Annotated in this window: 17 protein-coding genes; 10 read left to right on the top strand and 7 right to left on the bottom strand. The window is 41.3% G+C overall.

Translation table 11 applies throughout. The features are described 5' to 3' along the window. Positions 1-63: 63 nt before the first annotated feature. Entirely contained in the window at positions 64-1,542 is a 1,479-nt protein-coding gene (locus tag BM291_RS08225; RefSeq protein ID WP_092896189.1) for an alpha-amylase, read from the top strand. Between the two features lie 147 nt (positions 1,543-1,689). Beyond that, positions 1,690-3,168 (top strand): sulfatase, encoded by a 1,479-nt coding sequence (locus BM291_RS08220; protein WP_092896188.1) that lies wholly within the window; start codon positions 1,690-1,692, stop codon positions 3,166-3,168. 8 nt (positions 3,169-3,176) lie between these two features. Here the strand turns inward: BM291_RS08220 and BM291_RS08215 are convergent, their stop codons facing one another. Then, complete coding sequence (locus BM291_RS08215) at positions 3,177-3,515, bottom strand: nucleotide pyrophosphohydrolase (RefSeq protein ID WP_175499666.1); 339 nt, start codon at positions 3,513-3,515, stop codon at positions 3,177-3,179. Between the two features lie 157 nt (positions 3,516-3,672). Between BM291_RS08215 and BM291_RS08210 the strand changes: the two genes are divergently transcribed. The 3 genes from BM291_RS08210 (at position 3,673) to BM291_RS08200 (ending at position 6,906) form a co-directional block, all read left to right on the top strand. Next, on the top strand, positions 3,673-4,770 hold the full coding sequence (locus BM291_RS08210; protein ID WP_092896187.1) for a VanZ family protein: 1,098 nt from the start codon (positions 3,673-3,675) through the stop codon (positions 4,768-4,770). Positions 4,771-4,910: 140 nt separating this feature from the next. Continuing rightward, positions 4,911-6,470 (top strand): M81 family metallopeptidase, encoded by a 1,560-nt coding sequence (locus BM291_RS08205; protein ID WP_092896521.1) that lies wholly within the window; start codon positions 4,911-4,913, stop codon positions 6,468-6,470. 55 nt (positions 6,471-6,525) lie between these two features. Then, positions 6,526-6,906, top strand: coding sequence for an iron chaperone (locus BM291_RS08200; RefSeq protein ID WP_245786807.1), 381 nt, complete (start codon positions 6,526-6,528; stop codon positions 6,904-6,906). 202 nt (positions 6,907-7,108) lie between these two features. Here BM291_RS08200 and BM291_RS08195 read toward each other — a convergent pair whose 3' ends face one another. The 4 genes from BM291_RS08195 to BM291_RS08180 form a co-directional block, all read right to left on the bottom strand. After that, positions 7,109-8,377 (bottom strand): aminotransferase class V-fold PLP-dependent enzyme, encoded by a 1,269-nt coding sequence (locus BM291_RS08195; protein WP_092896185.1) that lies wholly within the window; start codon positions 8,375-8,377, stop codon positions 7,109-7,111. Positions 8,378-8,614: 237 nt separating this feature from the next. Continuing rightward, positions 8,615-9,004, bottom strand: coding sequence for a DUF302 domain-containing protein (locus tag BM291_RS08190; protein WP_092896183.1), 390 nt, complete (start codon positions 9,002-9,004; stop codon positions 8,615-8,617). Between the two features lie 126 nt (positions 9,005-9,130). Continuing rightward, the gene (locus tag BM291_RS08185; protein WP_092896181.1) at positions 9,131-9,514 is read right to left on the bottom strand and encodes a PIN domain-containing protein; all 384 of its coding nucleotides are present in this window, start codon (positions 9,512-9,514) and stop codon (positions 9,131-9,133) included. After that, the gene (locus BM291_RS08180; RefSeq protein WP_092896179.1) at positions 9,511-9,717 is read right to left on the bottom strand and encodes a type II toxin-antitoxin system VapB family antitoxin; all 207 of its coding nucleotides are present in this window, start codon (positions 9,715-9,717) and stop codon (positions 9,511-9,513) included. The genes BM291_RS08185 and BM291_RS08180 overlap by 4 nt, the downstream gene beginning before the upstream one ends. Before the next feature lie 143 nt (positions 9,718-9,860). Between BM291_RS08180 and BM291_RS08175 the strand changes: the two genes are divergently transcribed. Genes BM291_RS08175 through BM291_RS08150 form a run of 5 tightly spaced genes read left to right on the top strand, consistent with a single transcriptional unit; the run spans position 9,861 to position 14,230 of the window. After that, a complete protein-coding gene (locus BM291_RS08175) occupies positions 9,861-10,220 on the top strand; it encodes a helix-hairpin-helix domain-containing protein (protein WP_245786806.1) in 360 nt (119 codons plus the stop codon). 45 nt (positions 10,221-10,265) lie between these two features. After that, positions 10,266-12,968: an alginate lyase family protein gene (locus BM291_RS22455; RefSeq protein ID WP_317045648.1), complete on the top strand. Its 2,703-nt coding sequence runs from the start codon at positions 10,266-10,268 to the stop codon at positions 12,966-12,968. 53 nt (positions 12,969-13,021) lie between these two features. Then, positions 13,022-13,249: a UPF0175 family protein gene (locus tag BM291_RS08160; RefSeq protein WP_092896175.1), complete on the top strand. Its 228-nt coding sequence runs from the start codon at positions 13,022-13,024 to the stop codon at positions 13,247-13,249. Then, on the top strand, positions 13,242-13,709 hold the full coding sequence (locus BM291_RS08155) for a PIN domain-containing protein (protein ID WP_092896173.1): 468 nt from the start codon (positions 13,242-13,244) through the stop codon (positions 13,707-13,709). The genes BM291_RS08160 and BM291_RS08155 overlap by 8 nt, the downstream gene beginning before the upstream one ends. 50 nt (positions 13,710-13,759) lie before the next feature. Beyond that, positions 13,760-14,230 (top strand): hypothetical protein, encoded by a 471-nt coding sequence (locus BM291_RS08150; protein ID WP_092896171.1) that lies wholly within the window; start codon positions 13,760-13,762, stop codon positions 14,228-14,230. Positions 14,231-14,249: 19 nt separating this feature from the next. Here BM291_RS08150 and BM291_RS08145 read toward each other — a convergent pair whose 3' ends face one another. Both BM291_RS08145 and BM291_RS08140 read right to left on the bottom strand, forming a co-directional pair. After that, the gene (locus tag BM291_RS08145) at positions 14,250-15,725 is read right to left on the bottom strand and encodes an ATP-binding cassette domain-containing protein (protein WP_092896517.1); all 1,476 of its coding nucleotides are present in this window, start codon (positions 15,723-15,725) and stop codon (positions 14,250-14,252) included. A gap of 327 nt (positions 15,726-16,052) precedes the next feature. Beyond that, complete coding sequence (locus BM291_RS08140; protein WP_092896169.1) at positions 16,053-17,531, bottom strand: sulfatase family protein; 1,479 nt, start codon at positions 17,529-17,531, stop codon at positions 16,053-16,055. Positions 17,532-17,599 lie beyond the last annotated feature (68 nt).

Genomic DNA, 17,599 nt, shown 5'->3' with positions numbered 1-17,599 from the left:
GGCCTTTCATTTGATTTTGATTTGATATAGAAAAATAATCGACCTCACATTAGACAAGTTTTTATGAAAAATGGAACCATGATCCAATTTTTCCATTGGTATTCTCCCGAAGATACACTTTGGAAAGAAGTAAAAGAGAAAGCCGAATACCTGGGAAATCTAGGGATTACCAGCGTATGGTTGCCTCCTGCATCTAAGGGGGAACAAGGCGGAATGAGCGTAGGTTATGACACATATGATTTATTTGACCTAGGTGAATTTGACCAAAAAGGCACTGTAAGAACCAAATACGGCACTAAAGACGAATTCATAGAGGCTACTCAGGCGCTTCATGATAGAGGAGTCCAAGTCATCGTCGATTTTGTTTTTAATCACAAAGCCGGCGGAGATGAATCCGAATTGATGCAGGCTATAAAAGTAAAGGAGCAAAATCGGCTTGAAAACATCTCTGAACCGTACGAAATTGAGGCCTTCACTAGATTTACCTTCCCTGGCCGAAATGGGGAATATTCTGACTTCATTTGGGATAAACATTGCTTTAGTGGGGTAGATTATGACCACCGAAATCAGGAGCATGGAATATTCAACCTTATGAGTGAATATGGAAATGACTGGGAGGAAATGATTACGAATGAAAAAGGAAACTATGATTTCTTGATGTTTTGTGACATTGAGTTCAGAAATCCCGCAGTCAAGGAAGAACTACTACATTACGCTACTTGGCTACACGAACTCACTTATTATGACGGGGTACGTTTGGATGCTGTGAAGCACATCCCTCCAGCTTACTTTCAAGAATTTCTATACTTACTTAGGGAGCGTACGGGTAAAGACATTTTTGCAGTGGGTGAATATTGGGCTCCAGGGAATTTGGAAGTATTGACTAAATACATTGATGCGACAGAGGGTACGATGAGCCTATTTGATTCTGCCTTGCATCACAGTTTTCACGTAGCTTCTAATATGGGAAGTCAATTTGATTTGCGGGAAATCTTCAACAAATCACTGGTCTCACACAACCAAGAACTAGCCGTAACACTCGTCGACAATCACGATACGCAGCCTCTTCAGGCATTGGAAGCACCGGTTGAAGCGTGGTTTAAGCCTTTGGCTTATGCGTTGATTCTGCTTCGCAAAGATGGTTATCCTTGTGTTTTTTACCCGGATCTATTTGGCGCTAGTTATTGGGACAAAGGAGATGATGGTCAAGATTACGAGATATTTATCAATCGAGTGGATGAATTAGAACCTATGCTATATGCAAGGAAGGATTTTGCATTTGGGACGCAGCGTGACTACTTCGAAAGTGCAAATGCTATCGGCTGGACAAGAGAGGGAGATGAAAATCACTCCGGTTGTGCTGTAGTCATGTCAAACGGTGACGGAACTACTATTTCCATGGAAATAGGCGTACGGTATTCGGGAAGAAGTTTCCGAGACATTCTAGGCAAAATCCAAGATGAAGTTTGGGTGAATGAATCTGGATGGGCCGAGTTCCATTGCGCACCAGGCTCCGTTTCTGTCTGGACTGAAGTAATTTAGAACTACATCGAAGAGCTGGAAAATAAATTTCCAGCTCTTTTTATTTTTTATCAACTACTATTTTTTCAAAACTTCAGGATTCCTGTAATTCATCTTTTATCTACCTAGCGAATGCTCTAGATTGGGTATCTGAAAATCAAGTAAAAAATGGAACACAAGTTTTTAAAACATATAGTATTCATTGCCTTAGTAGGATTAACCAACTTTTCCGGATTTGCGCAATCAAACAGACCTAACGTCCTCTTTATAGCAGTAGACGATCTTCGTTCAGAGTTAGGTCATTTTGAGAACAGCACCATACTAACTCCAAATCTAGACAAACTAGCTTCTGAAGGTGTGAGTTTCACCAATCACTTTGTGCAAGTTCCCACCTGTGGAGCTTCCCGAGCTGCCTTTCTCACTGGTAAAAGACCAAGTCGACAAGCGCAACTAGGGAATAATATCATGCAGGATGAATTCCATCAAACCCCAGAATCCGAGACGCCGGAGACATTCATCCATCATCTCAAAAGAAATGGATATCATACGGTAGGAATTGGAAAAATCTCTCATTCCGCTGATGGCTATGTGTATGGCTATGAGGAAGAAGTTTCTAGCCAAAGAGAATTGCCCTACAGCTGGGATGAATTGCTATTCGACCATGGAAAATGGGGGACTGGTTGGAATGCATTTTTTGCATATGCAGATGGAGAAAATCGTCAGAGCATGCAAAAGCAAGTCAAGCCTTATGAAGCAGGAGATGTGGATGACTTAGGTTATCCAGATGGGCTCACTACCCAATTGGCTATCAAGAAACTAAGAGAACTGAAAAACAGCTCTCAACCCTTCTTCCTAGGCGTTGGCTTATTCAAACCACATTTACCTTTTACTGCTCCGCAAAAATACTGGGATTTATATGTTGAGGATCAAATCCCATTGGCCAAAAACCCTACAGTCCCTCAAAATGTCGCACGCCAAAGTCTACTTGAAAGTGGGGAGTTTAATGGATATCAACTTGGTGAAGAGAAAGCAGGCTTAGATCATCAGCTTTCAGATGCTTACGCAAAGAAAATCAAGCATGCGTATTACGCGGCTGCCAGCTATTCAGACGCTCAGATTGGTTTGATATTAGACGAGCTAGAAGCGCTGGAATTGGACCAAAATACGATTGTGATTGTCTGGGGAGATCATGGCTGGCACCTTGGAGAGCAGCAAATCTGGGGTAAGCATACACTCTTTGAAAATGCCCTAAACTCAGCTTTGATATTTAAAATCCCAGGGTCCAAAGTCAGCAAAATCGACAATTCAATTGTGGAATCAGTGGACATTTACCCCACTATCATGGAATTGCTAGGAGTTAAAAACCCCACAGATTTGGATGGTGAAAGCTTTGCTAGCCTATTAAAATCTAAGGAAGCTCAGGCCGGAAATATAGCCTACTCCTACTATCATAATGGTATTTCTATGCGAACGGATCGCTATAGGTTGACCAAATACTTTCGAGGTGCCGAGCCAACTATTGAGCTATATGATCATAACACGGATCCTTTGGAATCAGTGAACATTGCGGGAGAAAACCCTAAAATAGTTGCTGAATTGATGCCTTTACTGGAAGAAGGAAACACTGGGCTTTACGAAAAAAAGTAATAAGCTTCCTATTTCAGTTTCTCGTTATTCTTATGTCTATCGATGTCACGAACATTCTTCTTTTCGAAGTTCTTTTTCATAGCCTCGGTAAGATCGACGCCAGTCTGATTGGCTAGACAAATGAGAACCCAAAGCACATCAGCCATCTCATCTCCCAGATCTTTGCCCTTGTCTGATTCCTTGAAAGATTGCTCTCCGTAGGTTCTGGACATTATTCTGGCCAGTTCACCCACTTCTTCCATCAAAATAGTCATGTTGGTCAATTCATTGAAGTATCGAACACCAACTGTTTTGATCCACTGATCAACTTGCTCTTGAGCTTCTTTTAAAGTGATTTCGTCTTTCATAGGTAAGGGATGATTTAGTCAAAATTAACAATCTATCGGTGTACTATTTGATGAATTGACCTCTAAAAGGATCGGTTATTGTAAAAGGTCATCTTTTGGAATGAAAACCTAAGGAGCTGAAGCTTTCAAAGCTATCAGCGAAGCCAACGCAGATTGCATGAACAGTTATTTTGAAGCTATCAGAACTTCAATTATTTATTTCCCTTTAGTTGCCGCGGCAAGTGTAGTCCCTTATGCTTATTTTCAGTATAAGAAAATTGGCTATGTCCAGTTTAACCGAAGCTTAGTTTTATACATTTTCGCTTTCTATGCGACAACGGCCTTCTTTCTTACAGTCCTTCCTCTTCCAGTAATCTCGGAAGGGTTTTGTGAATTCAGAATTGGAAAAGTTGACCCAAGTTTTTTTCCTTTCCGATTTGTAAAACAAACTTTCCAAGAAGTTCAAGGTAATATTTCGCTATTCAGCATCGTGAAAAGTAATGCATTTATGGTGACGGCTTTTAATGTTTTACTTCTGATACCTCTGGGATTTTTTCTAAGGTATTTGTTCCAAATAAAAAATGCTGGCCTAGCCACTCTAATTGGTTTTCTAGCCTCCTTATTCTTTGAAATCACTCAGCTCACAGCGCTATATGGCTTGTATCCTTGTAGGTATAGACATTTTGAAGTTGATGACTTGATCACCAATACTTTTGGCTGCTTCATTGGATTTGTGATCGCCAGATATTCAAATGTTCTGCCTAACGTATCGAAAAAACCACTTTTAGACCGATCTGAAGTCACGTTGACCCAGCGGTTTTTAGCAATATTTGTCGATTCCTTACTGGTGATTTTATTCACTTCCTATATCATTGAAGGGATATCTGAGAACGTTTGGTTACTCTCCTTGATGAAAGTCGGTCTGATATTCTTTTATTTTATTTTCGTAAGCAAAATGACCAATGGACAGACATTTGGTAAAAAGTTGCTCGGAATCCGAATCATCAAAATGGATGGACTTAAGCTTACCTATAAAGTTCTGATTGCCCGATATGGCGTATTTTTGATCCTTCCGTTTTTAGTCGGGGAAGTCTCCAAATTCCTTATAGATACTCGATTTGACAACAGGCTCTATCTATTCCTATACCTGCTTTTTCTGGCGATCTGGTTTGTAGGTACCGTTATGGTGACTTTTATAAGAAAAGATCATAGAGGCTGGTTGGATAGATTTGCGCATACTACCCAGATTCTTGCGAATCGTCCTGATGCAAACTAATAGATCTTTGAAAAAAATATTGATTTAGATTTACACCATTCTTAGAAATTTTAGATAATGTTTCGAGATGTTAGTTTAAATTGAAAGCTGATATTGGCAAATGCCATTTTCATTTGAAAATAAAAACTAGCCCTTCTGCTATGAGAAATTTTATCGCCCTTCTATTCATCCTCTTAGTTAGCATTTCTTGTTCGACCAAAGAAGAATCGAAACCCCTACCTCGTATAGCCATCGCAGGATTGGCAATTGAGTCCAGCACTTTTTCTCCAGCAACTAGTGATGTGGCGGCCTTCCGTACCAGAGAAGGAGTAGATATTTTCAATTATTATCCCTTCTTAGATTCGGCTTCAGATGACAGAGCCAGAGCAGAATGGTTTCCGACACTTAGAGGTCATGCCATTCCCGGAGGAATCGTAACTCGAGAGGCTTATGAAGAGCTGGTCGGAAAAACATTAGCGATGCTCAAAGAAAACCTGCCATACGATGGGCTTTTCTTCGATATCCATGGGGCAATGAGCGTGGTTGGGCTGGATGATCCTGAAGGCGACTTCATCATTCGCGTTCGTGAAGTTGTTGGGACAGAGACATTGATCTCCACCTCTATGGATTTGCATGGCAATGTCTCCATGAGATTGGCAGAAAACACAGACCTGATCACTTGCTACAGAATGGCACCGCATGAGGATGCTTTGGAATCAAAGCAAAGAGCAGTTGAAAACATGCTGGACCGATTGGAAAGTGGCAAGGGAAAGCCTGCTTACAAAGCCTGGATCCCTGTTCCGATTTTGCTTCCTGGCGAAAAGACAAGTACGAGAATTGACCCAGGAAAGAGTCTCTATGCTAAAGTAGACCCTATGACCAAAAAGGAAGGCGTGATCGATGCCGCGATTTGGATAGGTTATGCCTGGGCAGACGAACCTAGAAATCATGCCGTAGTGATGGTAACTGGAGACGACGAGAAAGCTGTGACAGAATCAGCTGAAGAATTAGCGCAAAGCTTTTGGGATGTGCGAAATGAATTCGAATTCGTAGCACCAGTTGCTACGCTGGATGAAAGTTTGAAAATGGCACTAGCCTCTGATAAAAAGCCATTCATGATCTCTGATATGGGTGACAACCCTACTGCCGGTGGTGCTGGAGATGTGACCTGGACTTTGACAGAAATACTGAAGCGACCTGAGTTCAAATCCGAAAATGGCCCAACGTTGATTTATGCTTCTATTCCAGGGCCAGAATTTGTAGAGAAAGCAATTGCAGCCGGAGTAGGTGGGAAAGTAGAAGGAACAGCAGGTGCGGCTATAGATGACAGATTTGCCCCTCCCGTAATGCTAAAAGGAACAGTCGAATCAATCAAAGAAGGTGACAGTGCTGCGGAAGTAGAAGTAGTAGTGAAAGTAGGTTCCGTACATGTGATCGTCACCAAAAAACGTAAGCCCTATCATAACGAAAGTGATTTTACAGACCTAGGCTTGAAGCCAAGAGAAGCAAATATCGTGGTAGTAAAAATCGGATATCTTGTTCCAGAATTGTACGATATGCGAGCAGATTGGGTGATGGCCCTTACTCCAGGTGGCGTAGATCAGGATTTGGAGAGACTGGGTTACAAGCGTATCAATCGACCTATGTTCCCACTGGATAAAGATATGGCAGATCCAGATTTCAAAGCTAAATTAGTGCCTGCTGCCAATAAGCTCGACTGATATGTAATGAAAAAAAAGTCTTGATTCTTGTGTCAAACTCTAAAATCTCAATAATATGATGAACGCAAAACCATCCTCAGTTGAGGAATATCTAAGCTGGTGCTCTCCTGAAGTGCGGGAAAAGCTAGAGCAAATGCGCACGACAATTCTGAAAGCTGTACCAAAAGCCAAGGAAGTGGTCAGTTACCAAGTACCAGCATACAAGACAACCGAGGTACTTGTTTACTTCGCCGCTGCGAAAAAACACATAGGCTTTTATCCTACCAATAGCGGAGTAAGCCAATTCAAGAAAGAACTGAAGAAATATTTGACTACCACAGGGGCGATTCAATTCCCACTGGACAAACCCCTTCCTCTTAAATTGATCGCTGACATCACGCTATTCAGAGCCGCTGAAGCCCAAGCTAAATTGGAATTGAAGAAGAAAAAAATCTAGTAAGTTTGAATTTTTGAATTGGAAGAAAAGTGATTTCTCGATCTTTCAGGCCTATGTGACAGGATAATTATTTTTTCTACACAACCCTAACGAGCTAGGCTCAGATATTTTGGGCTTTCAGCCCTATTATCTCAGGAGATGAAGCTTTTGAATTGCACACTTTGCGAAACCTTTGCGGACGTTGTGCTTAATAGCCGAAATCTTAACCCAGTACATTTTTAGTCGCTTCAAGAAAGCTGTCAATTTCGGCTTTATTATTATAGATGTGTGTTGAAATCCGAATAGAATCCAGCTTACTTTCAGGAACTTGTCGAATTCTGAAACCCTCTTTACTAATCAAGCCTGCAGCTTCTTGATAATCCAAATTCTTAGGTTTAAAAGTGACCATACTGATCCGGGATTCTGGCTCGGAGGAACTCAAAATATCCAAATGGGAATTCATTTCTGAAAGTCCATCAAATAAGTATTGATTCAACTCCCGTACTCTTGCTTCTACTTTCTCCTTCCCTATTTCTCCATGAAACTCTGCCGCTGCCACTGCACCTTTCATCATCGGTAAACTTTGGCTTCCATAATCAAAACGATGAGCGGTAGGCACATACCCTTTAAACTCAGGGGGACTTTGGTACATATCCCATCCCAAATCAGAATAAGCACCAACTTGGTATGCTTGAACTTGTTCCAAAACCTCCTCTCGCACATATAGAAAACCAGTACCATTTGGCCCCAGCATCCATTTATGGTAGCTACTTGCGTATAAGTCACAGCCCAGATCTTTCAGGTCCAGATCGAAAGTGCCCACTCCATGAGCTCCGTCTATTGCTGTGAATATCCCTTTACTTCTAGCAAAAGCTGAAATCTCTTTAATGGGAAAAACCAATCCTGTAGTGCAAGTGACGTGTGGAATCGCAATCACTTTGGTTTTGGATGTTACTAGGCTTTTAATCAGATCTAAATTCTCAGCTTGAGTAGCTTTAGGTTCAAAAGGCTTCAAGACTATCCCATGCAATTTTGCCCGATTCAGCCAAGGCAAGGCATTTCCTACATGTTCATGTAACGTAATGATTACCTCATCTCCAGCTTTCAAAGGCAGTCCCCAACACATGATATTAATGCCCTCAGTGGTATTATGAGTTAGTGAAATCTCGGAAGTTGTGATCCCCACAAAAGCTGCTAATTTCTCACGCTCTGGCTCTATATGGCCATATTCCCCGCTTGTATTTGTTTCGACAAATGAGCTTTGCAAAGCATCCAAAACCACTTGTGGGGACGGGCCAAAAGTCCCGTTGTTCAAATACACTCGACTATCCTTCAGCGGGAACTTCTTTCGTAAATCATTCCAAAACTCCTCTCCTTCCAGAGAGTGGTTTATAGATTTTAGAGAAGTATGAATTGGAGAATTAAATGAGACTAATCCAGGAATAGCTATTCCCGCACCTAGTTTTTGGATAAATGATCTTCTGCTTTTCATAAGGTCGATGGCTATCTTTATGAGTTAGGAAATGATCACCAATAAATCAACCTGAATACTAGCAGTCAGTCTAAAAACAGGTTGATCGGAAGAGTTTTCTTTAACCATCAGGATCATGATATCTGTTTCCATGACTGTGGTCTACAGTTTATACTTGTAGCCTAATCACATTATGCTAAAAAAAATAGCCTGTGTTTTCACAGGCCATAGTTTCAAAACTTGTAAATAAAAACTGGGTTACGCCAACGCGGCTATTACATTTCTCAAGCCATCCCGCACTTCTACGGCGACAGGTTCCAACCCATCATTCTTAACTCCCATCATGGAGACCACAGGATCAACTGCCGACACTTCGATCTGGCCAACTTCCTTTTCTTGTACAATCACATTACATGGAAGCATCAAACCGATTTTGTCTTCTGCCTGTAAGGCCTTATAAGCATTGGGCGGATTACAGGCGCCTAAAATTTGATAGTTATGAAAATCTACATCCAGTTTCTTCTTCAGCGTAGCTTTCATATCAATAGTTGTCAGCACTCCAAAACCTTGCTTTTTCAATTCTTCTGTGACTTTGTCTATCACTTGATTGAAGTCACCTTGTATCGTTGTTGTTATATAATAGCTCATGTGTTCAATAACGGAAAAATCATCTAAAAGGATAGTGACATGAGTCACTTAACGACTTAGAGAACTACTTAACATGCTATTTTAACGGCTTCAAGAATCCTTAAAGCTCTTATTCAACGAAAATCACTAAGGCTGATAAACTCTCCTATCTCCTAAAAAACTAATGACTTTCTTATCCAAAGTCCAGATTTGTAAATCAAACTTTTCGGCAGTATAAATAATTACTGCATCGATCAACCCGATGCCTCGATTGATTAATCCTGTTTTTCTAGAAAAATTACCTGATTCGAAAATCAAACCAGGCTGATCCAAAATCCTCAATTGGCGATAAAAATCGGTAATCAAATTCAGTTCTCTAGTTGTCTTCACTCCTTGAAGCAGTTCCGCAAAGATCAACTCCAAGGAAAAAATCTCACCATCCTCCATCAAAGCAATCATTGGTGGAAAATAATCTGGATTTCCTTTTAGAAATTCTATCCAAACAGAAGTGTCGATTAAAACCGGCTTCATTGCTGATTAATACCTCTCAATTTATCTGCGCCGTAAGTGAATGCTATGGGCTCAGCTACCATTTGACCAGACAATTGTAGTAATTTTTTACGGGACAAATAATCTCGAAGCGCTATCCTCAAGGCTTCAGTGACATTCTTTGCTCCAGACATTTCGATCACATCTTGGATCAATTTATCTTCGATTAACGCAGTGACTTTCATGTGTTTATGATTTTATTGGCCACATAAAATCTCGCATAGAATATAATCATCCCAGTGTAGGAAACCTGAGAAATGCTCGATTTCATAGCTTTATAGTTTATACATAAAAATACGAAAGCCTATCGTATAAAATTTATTTTCATTTGAAAACATTAAAAAAACGCATCTCCTCTTGTGAAAATATCAAGAAGTATTTCCTTAGAAAAAAATTCAACACTATGCCACTCAAAACCTGTGACAAAGGCCATCAATTCTATAAAACCAGTGATTGTCCTACCTGCCCGATCTGCGAAAAGGAGAGAAAACCCACAGAAGGATTTATGTCCAAACTCCCAGCTCCTGCTCGTAGGGCTTTGGAATCAAAGCAAATTAACAGCTTAGAAAAGCTCGCCACATTTACCGAAAATGAAATTCTCTCTCTTCACGGTATGGGAAAAAGTTCAATCCCTAAACTAATAGATGCCTTGAAGAAAGAGGAATTGTCTTTCAAAACCCCAGATTAAAGTGCATTTTAAACTTCTCGTTTCAGATTATCCCTAAAGCCCAAAATGATTCAATACATCCTTATTCTATTTTTTGCATTCAGCTCATTTTTAACTCAGCCACATACTGAATCTGGCAACACAGATTTCTTTGCAAAAGAACGTGCTAGAGTAATTCGATTGGCGGATGAATATGCTAGCGAAAAGCCAATCACAGTAACTGCAGAAAGTAGTGCCCGAAGTGCGGGTGGAATTCATGATTTCTATTCCGAAGGAGATTATTGGTGGCCAGATCCAGCAAATTCGGATGGCCCGTACATTCAAAGAGATGGGCTGACCAATCCCGATAATTTCACTGCGCATCGCGAGGCAATGATCCGCTTTAGTCAGATTTCTGGCGCATTGGCTTCAGCTTATTTGGTCACCAAAGACAATAAGTATGTCACTGCGTTGGCTCCCCATCTGAAGGCTTGGTTTATCGACGAAGCCACGAGAATGAACCCAAACTTACTTTTCGCACAAGCCATCAAAGGCAAGGTGACAGGGCGAGGTATTGGCATCATTGACACCATTCAACTGATGGAAGTGGCGAAAGCGATCGAAGCCGTGGAAAGATCTGGGGTAATATCCGATTCGGAGATTCAACAGATGAAAAACTGGTTTGCGAACTACCTGACTTGGATGACAACTCATCCCTATGGAATCGCTGAGCGGGATCATGGGAATAATCACAGCGTATGCTGGGCCATGCAAGCAGCAGTTTTCGCAAAACTCGTAGGAAACCAGGAAGTACTGGATTACTGCAAAGAAATGTATAAAACAGTGATTCTGCCGGATCAAATGGCTACCGATGGAAGCTTTCCTCTGGAACTCAAGCGCACCAAACCTTACGGATATTCCCTATTCACACTAGATGCTATGGCTACGCTTTGCCAGGTTTATGCTGAGGATTCGGATAACTTATTCTCTTACCAAACCCCCGATGGCAAATCACTGGAGCAGGGCATTTCATTTCTCTACCCCTATGTAGCCAACAAAGATTCGTGGCCTTACCAAAAGGATGTAATGTACTGGGATAAATGGCCTGTGAGACATTCATTCCTGCTTTTTGGAGGAGACGCCTATAAGGAAGAAAAATACTTAGAGCTCTGGAATGGCCTTGATGCTGACTTTGATACACCAGAAGTCATCCGAAATATGCCTGTGCGGTTTCCTTTGCTTTGGAGCTCTGAAGAAAAACTACCAGCTAGCGTACCATCTATAGCAAATCTATCACCGGAGAAAATAGCCAAATTTAAAGCTGTTGGTGAAGTTTATTACTCTGACTTCGGTGCCAAAGGGAATGGTAAAACTGATGATATGGAAGCTATCGCAACGACTCATGAATTTGCCAATGCACACGATCTGAAAGTAAAGGCAGATGATGGAGCTACCTATTACATCGGAGGCAAAGAGCAGACGGCGATCATACAAACCGACACTGACTTTGGGACAGCTTCCTTCCTAATTGACGATAGAGAAGTAGAAAATCGAAATGCTTCAGTTTTTCTAGTCAGCTCAACACTGAAACCTTATAAGCTGGAAGGAATAAGTTCCCTTACGAGAAATCAAGAGAAGATAGACATCTCTTTACCTAGCACTTCCTTAATCAGCGTCACCAATTCCAATGAAATGAAGTATATCCGATTTGGGCTGAACCAAAACAATGGTGCTCCGCAGACAGATATTTTCTTGGTAGACAAAGACGGCAATGTGGACAGCAATGCACCTATCATTTGGGATTTTGATCAGATCACAGAAATCACCGCACTTCCGATTGATGAAGAGACGCTGAACATAAGCGGGGGCATCTTTACCACCATTGCCAATAGCGAAGATGCGACTTATCACTATTACCAGCGGAACATCTCTATACAGCGATCCAATGTCATTGTCGACGGTTTGAAACATCTTATTACAGCCGAAGGTGAATTTGGCTCGCCATACAGCGGGTTTATTAGTATCAGTAGCTGCACCAATGTCACTGTCCAAAACACCATCCTAACGGGACACAGAATCTACCAAAAAATAGGAAATGCCGGCAAGCCTGTGTCAATGGGTACGTATGATATTTTGGTGAATCGCGCGCTGAATGTATCCTTCATCAACTGCAGCCAGACCAACGATATCGACGATGGTAATTTCTGGGGAATCATGGGTTCCAACTACAGCAAGAATCTACTTTTCGACAATTGCACGCTGTCCCGCTTCGATGCGCACATGGGCGTGGCCAATGCCACCATACGCAACTCGACTCTTGGTCACATGGGAATCAATGCAATCGGCACTGGAACCTTCACCGTGGAGAACTCGATTATCCGTGGAAGGAGCCTGATCAACCTTCGCTCCGATTATGGTAGCACTTGGGAGGGAAAATTAATTATCCGTGACTGTACTTTTATTCCAAATGGTGGAAAAACCTACAGCGCTTCCTTGATTAATGGTTATAATTCCGGCCAACATGATTTCGGCTATACCTGCTATATGCCAGAGCAAATCATCATCGAAAACCTTAAAATCGATGACTCCAATCATCCCGAAAATTATCAAGGCCCAGCTATTTTTGGGAATTTCAATTCAGACATGACCGATGATTCTTATGAGGAGAAATCTCCTTATGTCCTAACCGAGGAAGTGACGCTTAAGAATGTAACAACTACGAGTGGAAAGAAATTGAGAGTGAGTGAGAATGAGGTGATGTTTAAGGGGGTGAAGATCGATAAGGATTAGAATAACCAACATCTTCTTGAAACTTTTAAGAACATTTTTATGTAAATTCCATCATGAAGACGATAACACTGAGAGTACCAGAAAGCTTTGAACTGTCTGAACATGATTACTTAATGGCTTTGGCATCAAAGCTGTATGAGGACGGGAAATTTTCAGCAGGACAGGCTGCCGAACTGGTTGGTGTATCTAAGCAAACTTTTATCGAAACGCTAGGCAAGTACAATGTCTCGCTTTTTAGTGAATCGATCGAGGAATTAAAAGAAGATATTGCAAATGCCTAGGAGCATTGTGGTATCAGACACAAGCAGTCTAATTGTCCTAACTAAAATTGGTCAACTAGACCTTCTTCCAAAATTATACGCTAAAATAGTCACAACGCCCGAAATAATTTATGAATTTGGCAATCCTTTGCCTGATTGGATTCAGGTTATCAATGTTCAAAATCTAGATTTAAAAAAGTCACTTGAACTTCATTTAGACCTAGGTGAAGCCAGCGCAATTGCTTTAGCACATGAAGTACCTGAATCAACTCTAATTCTTGATGATTTAAAAGGAAGAAAAGTAGCCAAACTACTAAAAATGAAATTCACAGGGACTCTTGGAGTATTAGCAAGAGCCAAAAGCGAAGGTATTATTCCCCGCTTAAAACCAGTTATCGACAAATTATTAGAAACAAATTTTAGAGTTTCTGATCATCTAATAGAAGAACTATTAAAGAAATATGGCGAATCCCTAAATTGACATTTATTTCCAAAATTAGAACCATCCTTTTTAATTAACTTAATAGTAACGTGATAAGTCTCCTGAAAAAAATTCATTCATTTTTTCGAACCCAGCACATTGAAATTGAAGGCACATGGCATGGATTATATTGGTATAATGAATCTGATTCTGAGTTATTAAATAGCAAACGGATAGGTTTTAACGCTCAAATTTCAAATACTTCAGGAACAAATAATTTCGTAGGAATTATTAAAGAATCTAAGGATGGCGTACCGGAAAACGCGGCGATATCAGGAAGTATAAAGGGAATGATGATTCAATTCTCAAAAAAATATCAGAATTATTACGAGGTCGATCATTTGGGAAATAGAACTATCTATGAAGGTACTCAATTCATTTTTTATGCTGGAAAATATAATAATTCAAAAAATGAGTACACTGGCAGCTGGAAAACAAGCACAGTTTATAAATATGCAAATGGAGAAAAAAATATTGAGGATACGCTAGGACACTGGAAAATGTCTAGATCTTCCTTTTGATTTACCCTGTTCCATATCATTATCCTCCCAACTCAATCACCTTCCCCACCGCCGCAGGCACATCCTCGGAATAGTGGCTCACATACACCAAGGTCATCTCAGATCGCTCGCAGATTTGCTGTACGGTATCTTTGAAAAGGCGGCGCTGAAACTCATCCATTCCCTGTGAAGCTTCGTCGAGGATCAGAAGTTTGGGTTGCTTGATCAATGCTCGGGCAAGCAAAGTCCAGCGTTGGTTTTCGAGTGAAAGTCGGTTGATAGGAATGTTTGCAAAGCTTTCCAGCTGGAAAAGCTTCATCCAGGAATCTACTAGGGCTTCCTGTTCTGCAGTTACTTTTTTAAACAAACCCATGGTATCGAAAAGCCCAGAAAGGATGACTTTACGACAGGTTTGGTTAGTAGGAAAGAATCGACTGAGTTCCGGTGCCACAAAACCCGTAGGTCTCTTCACATCCCAGATGCTTTCACCAGTTCCTCTCTTTCTACCAAAGAGCCAGAAATTCTGAGAATAGGCTTGAGGATTCTCTCCAATCAGCAAACTGATCAAAGTGGATTTCCCGGAGCCATTGGAGCCTTTGAGCAGCCAGCGCTCGCCAGATCTTACTTCCCAACTGAGGTTTTTCAGAATCTGCTTTTCTCCGTATTTGATATTGAGGTTTTCTAGTCGAATTACCTCGGTGTTGTCATTAGCTCTTTTTGGTAGAAGCGAATCCAACAACCCCCAATCGTAAGAGAGATTTTGCTCGTGCTTGGCCGTCAGATGAAAGTCTTCCGAAAGCCAAGTCTTCCCTATTCCTTTACTACTCAATTTGGCTACATGGGTGATCCCTTCAGGAATTTCATTTGCCGAAGTGGTCAACAACACCTGCACTCCTTCAGAGATCATCACTTTCAAAATCTCCCCAAATTCAGCTCTGCTTTTCACATCGAGCCCTGTCATCGGCTGATCCATCAGGTATATTTTCGGCTGACGCATCAGCCCCAAACCTAGCGCCAGTCGGCGGGTTTCCCCATTCGAAAGCAAGAGCAGTGACTTATCCAACAAGTTCTCCAGATGCAGCAATTCAGATACTTTCTCCAAAGTCCAGGGCCCAGCAACTTTCGCTTTTACCTCCATCAAATACTCCCGAACGCTAGCAGTATCACTCGACTCCGAGGAATTAAATCGCTGTTGGAAATAAAAGTTTTGTTGATTGGATTTATTGCGGATTTCGTAGCGCTGAGACACATAGGCGATCAGATCCCGGAAGGAATTGATTTCACCTGACTGAGTTTTCTGCTCTGTGTAATCTGTCGCAAAAGGACGGATAATCTCTCCATTTGGGATGACTGAGTTACCTCGGATAGACTCTATAAAAGCAGTCATCTCTGCTCCAGAAGTGCCAATTATCGCCCAGTTCTGCCCTTTTGTCCAGTTGAAATCTAGGGATTCGAAAACTTGTTTTCCCTTGGTAAGAACCTGGGCGGAATGGATGCTAAGAAGAGTCTCTGACAAAATAATGTGATTTGAAAATTGAAGATTGGCAATTTCTCCGAAAGCATCAAAAACCGACTTCAATAAAAATGAGAGTTCTAAGTTTTAAGAACGTGATTGCACAAAAAAACATACACTAATTTCCCGTAGATCTGCGCGGATAACTTTCGGGGATTATCGGGGATTTTAGATCTTCAAAGTTGTTGTACAGAAATAGAGATCAGCGATAATCTACCTGTCTTTTCAGCATGCACCTGCCTGCGGTAGGCAGTTCTGCAGAAAATCTCCTTTTTAATCTGCGTGCATCTGCGAGAAATATTAAGAGACATCTTCGGGAAACCCACCTTTTTATCGATTCAACTCCAAATAATTAGCGGCTCTCAAACTATCCTTCATGTCATACAAATAATTCCATTGGGTCATGTACTCATCTGCTGGCAGGAAAGTGTCGTTTGTCTCTGCCAATTTCTGCCTCAGGACACCATCTAACTTACTTTGAAGATCTTTGAATTCAGGTTTATCAACCAAGTTATTTTCCTGAAAAGGATCTTTTTCATCATCAAAAAGTAACCATGCTCCCTTCAAATCTTTCGCATAGGTGTATTGCTTGGTACGGATTCCTCGATATTCCCTTCCTCCATTGGAAAATTTCCACTCATGAAAAGGTACTGGCAGCATGATCAACGTTGCTTCATTTCCCAGATCTTTCCCATCTTCTAGTTGCTTAGAAAAATCCTTTCCTTCAAAAGTAGATGGCTTTGTGATGTCACTCAATCCCAATAACGTAGGCAAAATATCCGGTGTACCGATAGGGTCAATTATTCTTCTGCTGGCAGTCCCCAATTTATTCGGATAGCGAATCAACATTGGCACTTTAATGGATTCATCGTATGGACGTTGCTTTTTCAGCACGCCCTTGGACATCAGCATATCTCCGTGATCCGAGCTGAAAATCAGAATGGTGTTATCCGAAATCCCAGCCTTATCGAGCGCATCAATCAAATTACCAATCGCAAAATCCAAGGCTGAAATATGAGCATAGTAGCCCGCCATTACATTTCTGGCAGAATCTTGAAATTCTACTGGCACGTTGTCTCGGAGCTTCAAATCGGCTGCATTATACATTTCCTGATACTCCTTTGGCGCTGTGAAATAGGGATCGTGTGGCGATCCGTACGACAGCATCAACACAAATGGATGCTCTTTATTTTTCTGGATATAGCTGATTGCACTGTCCGTTTGGGGAAAAGCATCGTAACCTTCCCATGTGTGCTTCACGTCATTTTCGTCAAAATAAAAGCTATTGTTGTAATTATGGCTCACCTCTCTACCCTTCCAATAATCAAATCCCTGTCGTCTATTCTTTGGCACAGGAATGCCTCTTGAGTCATTGTACGTTTCACCTCTCGCGTGCCCATTGAGATGCCATTTACCAATATATCCAGTCGCATACCCATTCTCTTTGTATATCTCAGCCATAGTCAGAGCCTCATTCGGAAGTGGTTTATCATTGTAAAAAACCCCGTGAGTAAGCGGATATTGGCCTGTCAATAAACTCGCTCGGAATGGAGCACATACTGACATGGTAGTAATTGCATTTTCGAAAATCAAACTTTGCGAAGCCAGCTTATCGAGATTAGGCGTTTTCACCTGAGTATTCCCCATGTACCCAACTTCCTGAGCCCGCCACTGATCTGCGAGGATAATGATCACATTTGGCTTTACTTCAGTCTCCTTTTCCTCTTGTTTTGGAGCGTTGCAACTGCCAAGTAAAAGGACACTTAACACAAAAAATGAGAGTAGGGCAAGTAGTGATTGGGTTTTCATGATTCAGGGTTAGAGTTAGCAAAGGCTAGGTAATACTTCCCTAAAGTAGGGAATTCAGTCTCCAACCT

The organism is Algoriphagus aquimarinus (assembly GCF_900112005.1).
GTDB lineage: Bacteria > Bacteroidota > Bacteroidia > Cytophagales > Cyclobacteriaceae > Algoriphagus > Algoriphagus aquimarinus.
This window is presented reverse-complemented; position numbering and strand designations above follow the sequence as displayed.